This is a genomic window from Allocoleopsis sp., from assembly GCF_036703385.1.
Lineage (GTDB): Bacteria > Cyanobacteriota > Cyanobacteriia > Cyanobacteriales > Coleofasciculaceae > Allocoleopsis.
Genome location: NZ_DATNPA010000501.1, coordinates 1 through 11,336, shown reverse-complemented (window position 1 = coordinate 11,336; position 11,336 = coordinate 1). Strand labels below are relative to the sequence as shown.

The 11,336-nt window shown below is 45.0% G+C and carries 12 protein-coding genes; 4 read left to right on the top strand and 8 right to left on the bottom strand.

What is annotated here, in order from left to right; all coding sequences use genetic code 11:
• A partial coding sequence (locus tag V6C93_RS24500; RefSeq protein WP_333479289.1) for an AAA-like domain-containing protein occupies positions 1 to 2,271 on the bottom strand: 2,271 nt, incomplete at its 3' end.
• Positions 2,272 to 2,519: 248 nt separating this feature from the next.
• Between V6C93_RS24500 and V6C93_RS24495 the strand changes: the two genes are divergently transcribed.
• The gene (locus V6C93_RS24495) at positions 2,520 to 3,215 is read left to right on the top strand and encodes a YdcF family protein (RefSeq protein WP_333479288.1); all 696 of its coding nucleotides are present in this window, start codon (positions 2,520 to 2,522) and stop codon (positions 3,213 to 3,215) included.
• A 22-nt stretch (positions 3,216 to 3,237) separates the two neighbouring features.
• On the opposite strand, the gene V6C93_RS24490 is transcribed toward V6C93_RS24495, so the two are convergent.
• From V6C93_RS24490 to V6C93_RS24475, 4 genes are all read right to left on the bottom strand, one after another.
• Positions 3,238 to 4,599: a tetratricopeptide repeat protein gene (locus V6C93_RS24490; protein ID WP_333479287.1), complete on the bottom strand. Its 1,362-nt coding sequence runs from the start codon at positions 4,597 to 4,599 to the stop codon at positions 3,238 to 3,240.
• A 268-nt stretch (positions 4,600 to 4,867) separates the two neighbouring features.
• Entirely contained in the window at positions 4,868 to 5,119 is a 252-nt protein-coding gene (locus V6C93_RS24485; protein ID WP_333479286.1) for a type II toxin-antitoxin system HicB family antitoxin, read from the bottom strand.
• Positions 5,116 to 5,340 carry a type II toxin-antitoxin system HicA family toxin gene (locus tag V6C93_RS24480; RefSeq protein ID WP_333479285.1) on the bottom strand — a complete coding sequence of 75 codons (225 nt, stop codon included), beginning with the start codon at positions 5,338 to 5,340 and terminating at the stop codon, positions 5,116 to 5,118. The genes V6C93_RS24485 and V6C93_RS24480 overlap by 4 nt, the downstream gene beginning before the upstream one ends.
• 403 nt (positions 5,341 to 5,743) lie before the next feature.
• Positions 5,744 to 6,124, bottom strand: coding sequence for a hypothetical protein (locus V6C93_RS24475; protein WP_333479284.1), 381 nt, complete (start codon positions 6,122 to 6,124; stop codon positions 5,744 to 5,746).
• A 37-nt stretch (positions 6,125 to 6,161) separates the two neighbouring features.
• Here V6C93_RS24475 and V6C93_RS24470 point away from each other — a divergent pair, with 37 nt between their 5' ends.
• A complete protein-coding gene (locus V6C93_RS24470) occupies positions 6,162 to 7,889 on the top strand; it encodes a tetratricopeptide repeat protein (RefSeq protein WP_333479283.1) in 1,728 nt (575 codons plus the stop codon).
• On the opposite strand, the gene V6C93_RS24465 is transcribed toward V6C93_RS24470, so the two are convergent.
• Positions 7,867 to 7,989 carry a hypothetical protein gene (locus tag V6C93_RS24465; RefSeq protein WP_333479282.1) on the bottom strand — a complete coding sequence of 41 codons (123 nt, stop codon included), beginning with the start codon at positions 7,987 to 7,989 and terminating at the stop codon, positions 7,867 to 7,869. The two genes, V6C93_RS24470 and V6C93_RS24465, sit on opposite strands and share 23 nt — an antisense overlap.
• 527 nt (positions 7,990 to 8,516) lie before the next feature.
• Between V6C93_RS24465 and V6C93_RS24460 the strand changes: the two genes are divergently transcribed.
• Together V6C93_RS24460 and V6C93_RS24455 are read left to right on the top strand one after the other, a co-directional pair.
• The gene (locus V6C93_RS24460) at positions 8,517 to 8,717 is read left to right on the top strand and encodes a hypothetical protein (protein WP_333479281.1); all 201 of its coding nucleotides are present in this window, start codon (positions 8,517 to 8,519) and stop codon (positions 8,715 to 8,717) included.
• A gap of 84 nt (positions 8,718 to 8,801) precedes the next feature.
• A complete protein-coding gene (locus V6C93_RS24455; RefSeq protein WP_333479280.1) occupies positions 8,802 to 9,191 on the top strand; it encodes a hypothetical protein in 390 nt (129 codons plus the stop codon).
• 36 nt (positions 9,192 to 9,227) lie between these two features.
• Here V6C93_RS24455 and V6C93_RS24450 read toward each other — a convergent pair whose 3' ends face one another.
• Together V6C93_RS24450 and bchD are read right to left on the bottom strand one after the other, a co-directional pair.
• Positions 9,228 to 9,845: a hypothetical protein gene (locus V6C93_RS24450; protein ID WP_333479279.1), complete on the bottom strand. Its 618-nt coding sequence runs from the start codon at positions 9,843 to 9,845 to the stop codon at positions 9,228 to 9,230.
• A 90-nt stretch (positions 9,846 to 9,935) separates the two neighbouring features.
• Positions 9,936 to 11,336 (bottom strand): magnesium chelatase ATPase subunit D (gene bchD / locus V6C93_RS24445; protein ID WP_333479278.1); only part of this gene is annotated, 1,401 nt, incomplete at its 5' end.

The window sequence follows — 11,336 nt, the reverse complement described above, 5'->3', positions numbered from 1 at the left end:
TTGCTGACCATCTGGACTAAAAAAGATACTGATCACACTGCCGTGATTACCCCGAAATTCTGCTGACAGCTGTCCATCAAGATTCCACAGTTTGATCGTGCCATCCTCAGACGCTGTCACCAACAGTTGGCCATCCGGGCTAAAGTTAATGCTGTTGATACTGTCCCGATGAGCAGCTATTTTTAGCAATTGTCGTCCTAACAAATCCCACAGCCTTACGGTGCCATCCTTTCCAGAGGTAGCCAAGCGCTGACCATCGGGGCTAAAACGAATATTATTTACACCCCCCTGATGACCCTTAAATTCTGCCAAGAGGTTACCATTGATATCCCACAATTTTGCCGTACCATCCCTAGAAGCTGTAGCCAAAAGCTTGTCATCGGGGCTAAAACGAACACTATTGACACTGCCATGATGAGCATTCAACAGCTTTTTTAATTGCTGTCTGTTCAAATCCCACAACTTTACAGTGCCATCTTTTCCAGCGATCGCCAATTGCTGACCATCTTGGGTAAAAATTACACTGTTGACTCCTTTCTGATAGGTATTAATTTGATTATGTTGACGGATGTTATCCAGAATATACTGTAAAGCCAACAGTGGGCTGACGGTTGGATAGTTTTCCAGAGGGAGATCATTCTTGATTAAGGTTTTTAAGTCTTGTCCACTTTGCATCGCTGACAATAGAGCATCGATTGGCGCAAGTTCAAACTGTTGGAAAGCCGTAGCCCCAGCCTGCTCTATTTTTGTAACTCGATGGGTAACGCTCAGGGCATTGCTTGCCCATACCCCTGCCACTGTTGCGCCAATTAAGGATAAAGCCAATATAGCGGAACCCAGGTAAATTCGTCGTTGGGCTTTCTTTTGTGCTAGTTCTAAGACTTGATTCGCCTTTTGTGCGGCCTCTAAAGCCCGTTGGAATTCCTGTTTTTCTAATTCTCGGCTGGCATCTAAAAATTGCACATCCTGATAACTTAAGTTTTTTCCCACTCTCCAATCGATTGCTTCCTGCAAGGCTTTTCCGCGCAATAATCGGGATTTATCCTGACAATTAGAGGCCAGCCACGCGGTGATCGACTCGGAGTAGGGTCGAAGATTAGCTAATTCTTTATTAATCCATGTTTGAGAGAAAACGGACTCGTAGATTCGGTTATAAACGGTGAGTTTCCCCTCCCGTTTGACGACTAATCCCGTCAGTCGCAACTCCATTTGTTCGGGACTATCATCAGCCAGTATTCCCAGACAATTTGGGATTTGAGAAATCTCCCTATCTCCCCATCTACCCATCTCTCCCTCTTGGGTAGGGGAGGTCAAGATTTGTTGATACAATCCCAACAAGCGACCTGCACGTTGTTCGTTACTGAGAAGGCGATCGCGTATTGTCTTCAAATGCTCTGGCTCATCCGTGGTTTCCCAATAATTAATCATCTGAAGAAGCAGTAACTCCTCCACCCACTCTGGCTCACGTCCTGATGGAATCTCATCCTCAGCACTCAGGATAAGCTGGCACACCTTCTGCGTCAGAAACGGCTGCCCTCCTGTCCAGTCCAACACGGCTTGCAACAAGGCTTGGGGATTGCTGGTTTTTTTCGCTAACCCGACTCCTAAGGCTCTTGCTTCGTGGAGTTGAAAGCCAGTCATTTCAATCGCCCGACCAATATTAAACGGTGTTCGTCGCTTATCGGTAATTAAATCTGAAGGCGTCGCTACCCCAATGAGAGCAAACACTAGCCGTCGGTATTCTGGATGATCTGCCCGCTTGTTATAGCAGTCGCGGATAATGGAAAAAAAGTCATCAATGTTGAAATCTAAACTAAGAATACTGTCAATTTCATCCACGAAAATCACAATATTTTCATGAATGAATGGAAGTAAAATTTCTTCAATAAACTTACTAAAGCGATTGACGATAGATAGCTTACTGTGGCGTACCCACCATTCTTCTAAATCAAAGATTTCATAAAGCCCCAAGCTGCTCATGATGCTATCAATCACTCCGGCATACCATTGTTCTGGAGTAATATCCGAGGCACCAATCGCCGTAATATCAATCGCCGCACAAGCCACACCCTCTGCTTTAAGGCGCTGCATCGTGCGTACCCGCAAACTCGATTTCCCCATCTGCCGGGAGTTGAGGACATAACAAAATTTCCCAGCTTTGAGTCCGTTATATAAATCCCAGTCTGCCTGTCGCATGACATAACTAGGGGCGTCAATTGGCAAACTTCCACCAACTTGATATTCATATACCGGATTGGACGAGACATTCATGGAATATAACAATGTAACCGTCAATTTGGGTTGGGTGGCTGTAGTATCTATCTCTTGTATGTATCCTCTTATGCAAGAAATTCGACAAACTTGTGTCTACAACTATCGTTAGGAATATCTTTCACTCCCTTTCCCTCTTATTTTCAACTTGACGACTAGGAACGGAACCTAGCCTAACATTGCGGTGAGTGTACACTTATGATGAACAGTGAAATCTGATGCTTAACTCTGCTTGGTGTGATCACTCCATGACTCACTGGCTTGCCTTGAAGAATTTGATTTTTCAGTGGTTCATGGCACCAACTCTAATATTACTGCCACTGGCAATCATAGTAGGACTACCTTGGCTGATTCCACGCCTACGCTGGAAGCGTCTGCTAATGGGTTTAGGAATTATTTTATTGCTGGTTTACTTCACAGCTACTTCCTCATTAACCGTGGCTTTAGCTAGTAAAGGATTGGTTGCTTTTGTTCCCAAAGATTCGGGTGAAACAGTTGATGCCATTGTGGTGTTAGGACGTGGCGATCAATGGAGAGAAACTAGAGTAGATGTGGCGGCTGAACTTTGGCAAGCGCATCGAGCACCCTTGATTTTTGCCAGTGGTGCCGGAGACGCTTCTCAAATGATTGAGCTACTCAGAGCAAAAGGAATTCCGAATCAAGCGCTAGCTCACGAAGATTGTTCTCGCACGACGAAGGAAAACGCTGAATTGACAGCAACAGTACTACAATCCCAAGGAGTTAGAAAAATTTTACTCATAACTGACGCCCCTCACATGTTGCGATCGCTACTCACCTTTCGCCATTTCGGATTTAACGTTATCCCCCATACCAGTCCACTACCACCCGATTTAGCGCCCAGGAAAAAAACTCTCATGGTGTTCTACGAATATGCGGGTTTAGTTAGCTATGGAATACAGGGACGGTTGTTTGCCCACAGCTAATCCGAAGTAAAAAATATTTAACTTAGTGACTGGAAATTCTGGCTAATTCACGCTGAATTGATGGAACATGATCACGAACAGCAGCACGTTTTTCCAGCAACTGACGCGCCTGCTCATTCTCCTTAGTGCGGATGAGACAATCGAGATAGATTTGCTCAAATAAATCCCGTTGGGCATCGCTACCACCTACTGCATGTAATCGTGGTAAAGCTAACTTAAAAAACGCCGCAGCTGTTGCCCATTCTCCTTTGGCATAAGCCACCATCCCTTGCGCGGCAGGAAGTATTACTTCACTCCAGGCTTTCTGAACGCAGGGTTTAGCTGTCTGTGCATAAGATTGAAGACTCTTGAGCATCTGCTCTACCCATTCATCTCGACCAACTCGTGCCAGTGCATAGATGTAGTGCAAATCATACAAACCCAGAATATGTTCGTGGATGTGTCCGGTAACAGAATTGGCAACTTCCTCCCACCGTGAAGCAATTGATTTGCCTGGTGCATCAGCGGCATCGCTATCTTCATGGAAATAACTGACATCTACCCCTGCCATTTCTAACTGAATTAGCAAGGAAATGGCATTAATTAAGTCGAGTGCAGTCTTTTTATTTGCAGTTGTGCCCCAAATACGGGTGTCATACAATTCCAGCACTTTTATGAAATCTTCTTTATCAACGTAGTAAAGCGCTGTATGCCACCAGTTATGGGTGTAGAAGCTAGAGTTTTCCCATACATCACATACAGATTCCGTCCATGCAATGCCTTCATCAAGTCTCCCTTGGCTATATAGGACATGAGCAATGGCATGGTGCGCCCAAGGATGACATCGGTTCATTTCATTGGCTTTACGTCCGGCGGCTTCAGCTTCTTGATAACGCTGATTCTCTTCTAAACCGAAAGCAAGCATTCCATAAATGTAATGATTATCGCGATTAGCAGGTAGGACTTTTTCTACAATTTGCAGCAGTCCCTGCTTATTGCCCAAGTCTAGGTAATGTTTCTGTCCAAGCTGGACATTGAGAAGGTCAGGGGGATATTTATTAGCAATTTCTTCCTGGTAGGCAATGGCTTGGTCAATGTCTCCCTTTACCCAAGCATTTATACTATGCAGGTAAAGTTGTTCGCGTTCGTTAGCGCTATCGCAATATTCATACGCCCTCTTGAGATAAGGGGCAGCTTGAGTGGGGCCATCTGCTGTTTCCGCCAACATATGAAGGGTAGCAGCATAAGCGTTGGCGATAACGCTTGTGGTGTCTGCCTCAACGGCTTTGAAGATGACCTCTGGGTTGTTGCCCATGCTGAGTATCTGGTCAATGAAACGATTTATGGCTGCGATCGCTTCCGGTGAATCTGTCGTTACTTCCAGTCCTTGAGCGTCTTTAAGCATAATATTTATTCAAAATTTATTTTTTGTTATGGTTGTTAGTTATCAAGCCTAAACATTAACTGTAGCGTTATGGTTTAGCAATGAGAGTTTATTTAAAAACTTTTTAACATAGAAGCTTATGGGCTAAAGGTGTTGCGATTTACTAATGATGAGGTGTTGCAGGATTGGGAGGGGTTTGTCGGCAAATTGAAGAGTCGATCCCCCCAGCCCCCCTTTTTAAGGGGGGCTAAGATGGAGTGTGCGATCGCGCAGTGTAGCAGACGTTAAATTATGCGATCGCTTGTTTACTTGCCTCACCCAAAAACGTTAGCTGATCTAGGGTTTTAGGTTCTGGGAGGGGTTTACCGTCTTGCTGATATTCCTCAACTAAAAGCTCTAATACCTCTTGAGCATTCTTTAAAGCTTCTTCGTAAGTATCGCCGTGAGTATGGAACTGCTGAGATGGAAAATCAGGTAAGTGAACTAGATAACAGTTATCTTCATCCGACCATTGAATCACAACCATATAATGTAAATTCATTCTTCTGGCTCCTCTTCTTCTAGTGCCTTCAATTTCTCAAGCTTCTTAGTGACTTCTCTCTCTATATACAGTTTGGCATCATCGCCATCCTTGCCTGCAATAGTAATTGGCTCACCAGGTAGCAAGGGATGAAACCATCTGGTATGGCTACCTTTGGCAGAACGATAACTAAACCCAGCTTTCAGTAGTAGAGCCTTGAGTTCTCGAATCTTCTTGGGCATGAGTGTATTGAGCCATTGAACTCTATCGTGGCGCTAGCAGTATATCCTGCGAGTCTACCTTTAGAAAAGGCGATGGAGTGTGCGATCGCGCAGTGTAGCAGACGTTAAATTATGCGATCTGCGTTTCGTCGCAGCACCGCTTCGCTATCGCGTGTCTGCTTACCTCACCTAGGAGCGTTAGCTATCTCACGTTTGAGATTGGTTCACTGTCCTGTTTAATCCTAAGTGGGACGCTCACTCTACGTTACTGAGCGAACTGCTTCAATAGTTGTTGCACAGCCTTGTATGCAACCTATCGCAACAGGCTGACTTTATCCAAAGGCTGAAATCTGCTTGTTTGTCTCATTGAGAAAATTCCGTATTAACCCGGATGCTTTCTACTGAGTCAAATTGATAAAGGTAGTCATAACCCATCTATTGAACCGGATATGGACTGGACTACCCTGCGGCGATCACTACAATCTGACTTCATCCAAAAGCTTAAAACGCTTTCGGTAAATAGAACCCAGAGACTATACAAGCTAGCAATTTCCCTTTTGCTAGCTTTGCTTCTCAGCATCACAGGAGTTGCCATCCCTGGCATGGCTCTAACAACCAGTGGAGTAGCTGAGGCTCTTCCTGTTAATAAAATTTTGTCACCATCTAGAGTTAAAAGTACACTTAGGTTTTTACGAAACGCTGGAAGCTTTTTTGTTCCTGTGAGTTCTTTTTTACCTGATATTTCTTTTAATGCTTCCCTTATCCCTACTTTTGCTTTTTCACCAACAGGTGTTTTTGCCCCCACTCTTGCCCCTACTTTTGCTTTTTCACCAACTCTGTCTTTGATTGGTAGGATAGATTTCTTTTTTGAAATTCAGGAAAGTAATTTCATCCAAGTTAATATTGGTGAAAAATCTTCTCCATCTCCGGCCTTAGAAGCTTATAAGTTAGGAGTCAAAGCTGCTCAAGAAAAAGGAGATTATAAAGGCGCTGTCAAGCATTACAGTGATGCTTTGAGTAAGAATGGTAACTTTGCAGAAGCGTATGTTAGTCGAGGGCGTGCCTACTCAGAGTTAGGAGAGCAGCAAAGAGCGATCGCTGATTACACCAAAGCAATGGTTGTAAAGCCTAAGTTTGCTGAAGATTCGGACAGATACGTTGAACCCTTACTGGGACGAGGAGCTGTCTATATTAAACTTGGCGATTATCGTAAAGCACTTGATGACTTCAATTTGGCAATAGAGCGTAATCCCGACTTTTACGATGCTTATTTAGGGAGATCCACTATCTACATCGGGCAGAAAGATTATGAAAAAGCTATTAAAGATTTGAATGAAGCATTAGCTCTAACGGCTGACGATTATCTTTCAGCATTCCTCAGGCGTGGTTCTATTAGGGGAGAATTGGGCGAATATGAAAAAGCTATTGAAGATTTTGATGAAGTTATTAATAGTCAAACCAAAGAAGCTAATTATTACTACGCAGATGCTTACTACAAACGGGGGCTTGCTTACTTAAATCTAGGAGAAGAACAGCAAGCAATTAAAGAGTTTAATCAAGCAATTAATCGCGACTCCAACTACCGTGAAGCTTATTATAACCGAGGAATCGCCTACGATATACTTGGAAAAACTGAGGAAGCAAGTAATGATTACAGTCGAGCCTTGCTCATTTACAACCTTACAGGTCATTCATGGTATGAAGGGGGGATTCATTCAGTAGCTTTCAGTCCTGATGGTGAGATTATTGCCAGTGGTAGCGATGACGGAACTATCAAATTATGGAGCATTAAGGATGGGAAAGAAATCAAAACTCTCTATCAGCCTTCAACAGGGGTTCTATACAACTGGATTCAATCAGTAGCCTTTAATTCAAATGGTAAAACTATTGCCGCTGGAAGTAGTAATAGAAGCGTTAGAGTCTGGAATGTGAAAACTGGCGAAGAAATCCAGACTCAATCCATGAAACATTCAGAACAAGTTATTGCGGTGGCTTTCAGCCCAAACGCTCAAATCCTTGCTAGTGGTGGTCATGACAAAACTATTAAACTTTGGAACTGGCAATCTGGAGAAGAACTCCGCACCCTAAACAAGCAATCAAACTATGTTAAGTCTCTTGCTTTTAGTCCAGATGGTGAGATTATTGCCAGTGGAGGTTGTGACAAAACCATCAAACTATGGGACTGGAGAACTGGAGAAAAAATCCGCTCTTTAGAAGGACATCAAGAGTGTATTCGTTCTGTCGCCTTCAGTCCAGATGGTCAAACTCTGGCTAGTGGTAGTGAAGACCATAAAATAGTACTGTGGGACTGGCATACTGGACAGCCAATCCGTTACCTTACTGGTCACACTAACAGGGTAATAGCAGTGGCGTTTAGCCCTGATGGTCAAATTCTCGCCAGTGGAAGCGATGACAAAACTATTAAACTATGGGACTTGCAAACTGGACTAGAAATCGCCACGCTTTTTGGGCATGACTCCTATGTTCAGTCAGTCGCTTTCAGTCCTGATGGAAAGACTCTCGTTAGTGGGGGTTACGACAGAACTGTTAAGGTGTGGCAGGTGCCGTAGCGGTAAAATGAGGATAATGCTGAGAGAGCGATCGCGCCTTATACCACCGAGCCTTGATATATGCGATCGCACTACCCAAAACCTCAACCTCATTCGTCACGCAGCATTGACTCTTCCGCTTCAGGTTCTTCCTGTAACTGCTCAAGCAGCGCTTCAAGCTCCCTCAATCCCTGCTCGATCTGCTCAATTTGCCCTTCGTGATATGCCAACTGATCTCGCTGCTGTGCTATCAGTTGGCGTACAATTCCCCCAGTCTTGGCCCTTCCTTGTCGATCTCAATGAGTCCTCTTCCGATCCTCTCCATCAACTCGGAGAGACTTACTCCCCTCGATTGAGCTAGCTCATTGAGTCCCCGATATCCTGTCGGAGTCATAGCTACGGTCATGCGCTTGCTCTTGAGTTCCTCGTAAGTCTTGGGACTCTCTTTGGGCATTATTTTGATTCATGCAAATTCTCTAAATAGCATACAAAATCTTGCGAATAATGCCCAATTCATACTATATTATATGCATAAAAAGCGTTGATGCAATTTATCATGCAGTAAACGCTTTCCGGAAACAAAAAAAGCGGCAACCTGAAATGGCAACCGCTGAATCTATATATATTTCACAATCACAAGGATACGTCATGGCTTACCAACAAATCCAGTTCAGCGAGGACACTCCTCGTCCTTGGGCAATCGTGCGACTCTTACCGAAAGCTCAGTGTTACACAGTGGCGCGTTTTTACAATCGGCAAGATGCACAAGATCATTTACGCTTCTTGAAGCGATGGATACCGGTGGCAGAGTTTGAGATTGTCTTCGATATGCCCGTAGGCAGCCACTAAAAACAAAATGCGATCGCCCATCTGTGACCAATTGCACTAAAGGCGATCGCACTTCAGGTCGGTATAGAACGGAGTGCATTAACCATGACTGCCCTATTCCAGCGCATTCAACCCTCAAAGAAATTCCGCATAACCATAAGTAGCATTGCCCGATTCCTGAGAATTCCCAAGCAACTAATTGTACGTGTCGAGTGCTGGGAATACGTCCTTTTTGTCCATCGCCGCAACAAAGGAGGGCGATTCATCAGTTACCGCCAGCTACAAGAATGGCAAAATGCCGTTGCTTGTCAGATTCAAAATTGCTCCACCTTGCAGCAACTGTGCAACTTGTGGCGAACCATTGAACAGGATGAGCAAAAGCACAAAAATCAATACCCTGATGCATTTATTCCCTTTTTGCAGCAAATTTGGGATAAGCGTTGGCAAGCTCTTATGAATTTGTGCAGAACGCAAAGTGCTGCTGCGAATGCTTAATTTTACTGAGACTTGATATATGCGATCGCAACTGCTCTACCCTTCTACATCTTCAAGAATGCCCACCAGTACGCTGGCTAAATTCTCTAAATCGTCTGGTATCTTGAAAAGATTGATATCTTGAACAATTTCCTTTTTGCTGCGCTCAAGTCTACCAAAACGCCACACATCTCCCATCGTCACAGCTCCATAAAAAATATTTGGCTCTTCAACCTGTGACAAAGCAATTAATTCCACTGCTAATTGAGTAAACCCTCTGGTGAGGTCATCATTTTTAGCTTCTATTACTAGTAAGTCATTTTTTGAACGCAAGAGATAATCTAAATTTCCTTTCAACCAATTACTAACTTTAAGGGGATACTCAATTCGCAGTTGACATTGGCAATAATCGACAATTTCTAGCAGGATTGGAGATACTAAGGTTTCTCTTCTAGCTGTCTCATTGTTTAGCCTGACAAATGGTAAAATCCTTCTAATTTTTTGCTTCAGCCCTGTCAACCAACCTAAATCCTTAGTCGTTTGAGGTAGAGAGAGTTCCGCTATGACGAGTGTATAGTCAAACTCCGCCAAAATCTCATCTGGGTCTTCAGCTAACTCGAAGTAGGAACGAAACGTGTAGTCTCGCTCTTCGTGCAATATTTTTCGTTTGGGCATAGAGCGATCGCTCCTCTATTTCCCTCATACTATCCGTTCTACAAATGCTGAGGGTGAGTGAACGGGTGCAACATATGAATGATAGCGCTGCTACCGAGACTTCATATCTGCGATCGCACCTTTTGCCATTGCTGCAATTGCTCGATCCGTTGCCTTCGGTAAGTGGTAGTACTTCCCTCCCGCGTTTTTCGCCAATTCCTTGGCAAAACCCGTTGAAACAAACTTATTTTCCGTATCAATCACCAACAGTTGAATCCCTAGCGCTCGAATTCGCGCCGCAATATCCAACAATTCTGCCTTAATATCCGGCTTTTCCCCTTCTACCATTGGTTCACCCAAGGAACGAGCGAGGGGAATATTCCCTCGTCCATCGGTGATTGCCACAATGACCACTTGCCCGATATCCCCAGACATCTTGGCATTCATCCCCACTCTTACCGCCTGAGTCAAACCATGCGCCAAGGGGGAACCGCCACCACAAGGTAATCGCTCCAAACGTCCCCGTGCCAAGGCGATGGACCGAGTTGGGGGTAACAACACCTCTGCCTGTTCTCCCCGGAAGGGAATCAGCGATACCTGATCTCGGTTTTGGTACGCTTCTGTTAGTAACTGCATCACCGCACCCTTCGCAGACTGCATCCGATTCAGCGCCATCGAACCCGAAGCATCCACGACAAATACCACCAGTGCTCCTGCTTTTCTCGCTAACCGCTTCGAGCGAATATCTCCTGATTCCACAATCACCTTGCGTCCCGGCTGACGTTGCCGCCTTGCCTTCTGATAAGGAGCAGCTGCTCTCAGCGTTGCATCCACTGCAATTCGTCGCACCTTCCCTTTCGGCAACATGGGCTTCACATAACGCCCCCGATCATCGGAGAAGATGATGCTACGACTCCCCGACTTACCCTGACGCTGTGCCATTTGTGCAAAATACAGCACACTAGGGTCGAGCAGCACGCCTTCTGGGTCAAAAACAAACTCTTCCGGGATGCTAGGGGGTTCTTGCTCCTGTTCTTCGTCTTCCTCTTCTTCTTTCTCCTCCTGCTCTTCCTGCTCTTGTTGAGAATTATCTTGAGGAGGTGGGGGAGGCGGTGGGGGTTGTTGTTCTTCGGGTGGCGTCTGGATTTGGGTAGCGCGAGGCACAATCACCAATTCCACCGCACGGCGCAAATCGTCTGCAATTACATTCTGCCGCCCATCTAAAGCCGCCGCAACCTTAGCAACTCTTAGGGCGAACAGTTCCGCCCGATGTCCTTGGACGCCGCCTCGAATGGCTTCGTTAACGAGATAGGCAATTTGGTCGTGGGTGATGTTAACTTCTTTGAGCCACTCTCGCGCTAGGATGATTTGGGTTTTCAGGTTGTCCGTGTCTTCGTTGTACTGTGCGAGAAATTCTTGGGCAGATTTGGCAAATGCGATCGCTTGATCCACTGCCTCAACACGCTGATCTAATGACAAAACCCCATCCGCCGAAAGCGTAATCGCAATTCT

Bases quoted from the DNA above. Each gene is read 5' to 3' on its own strand.
- V6C93_RS24495 (WP_333479288.1), top strand. From the start codon at position 2,520: ATGACTCACTGGCTTGCCTTGAAGAATTTGATTTTTCAGTGGTTCATG.
- V6C93_RS24490 (WP_333479287.1), bottom strand. From the start codon at position 4,599: ATGCTTAAAGACGCTCAAGGACTGGAAGTAACGACAGATTCACCGGAA.
- V6C93_RS24485 (WP_333479286.1), bottom strand. From the start codon at position 5,119: ATGAATTTACATTATATGGTTGTGATTCAATGGTCGGATGAAGATAAC.
- V6C93_RS24480 (WP_333479285.1), bottom strand. From the start codon at position 5,340: ATGCCCAAGAAGATTCGAGAACTCAAGGCTCTACTACTGAAAGCTGGG.
- V6C93_RS24460 (WP_333479281.1), top strand. From the start codon at position 8,517: ATGGCTTACCAACAAATCCAGTTCAGCGAGGACACTCCTCGTCCTTGG.
- V6C93_RS24455 (WP_333479280.1), top strand. From the start codon at position 8,802: ATGACTGCCCTATTCCAGCGCATTCAACCCTCAAAGAAATTCCGCATA.
- V6C93_RS24450 (WP_333479279.1), bottom strand. From the start codon at position 9,845: ATGCCCAAACGAAAAATATTGCACGAAGAGCGAGACTACACGTTTCGT.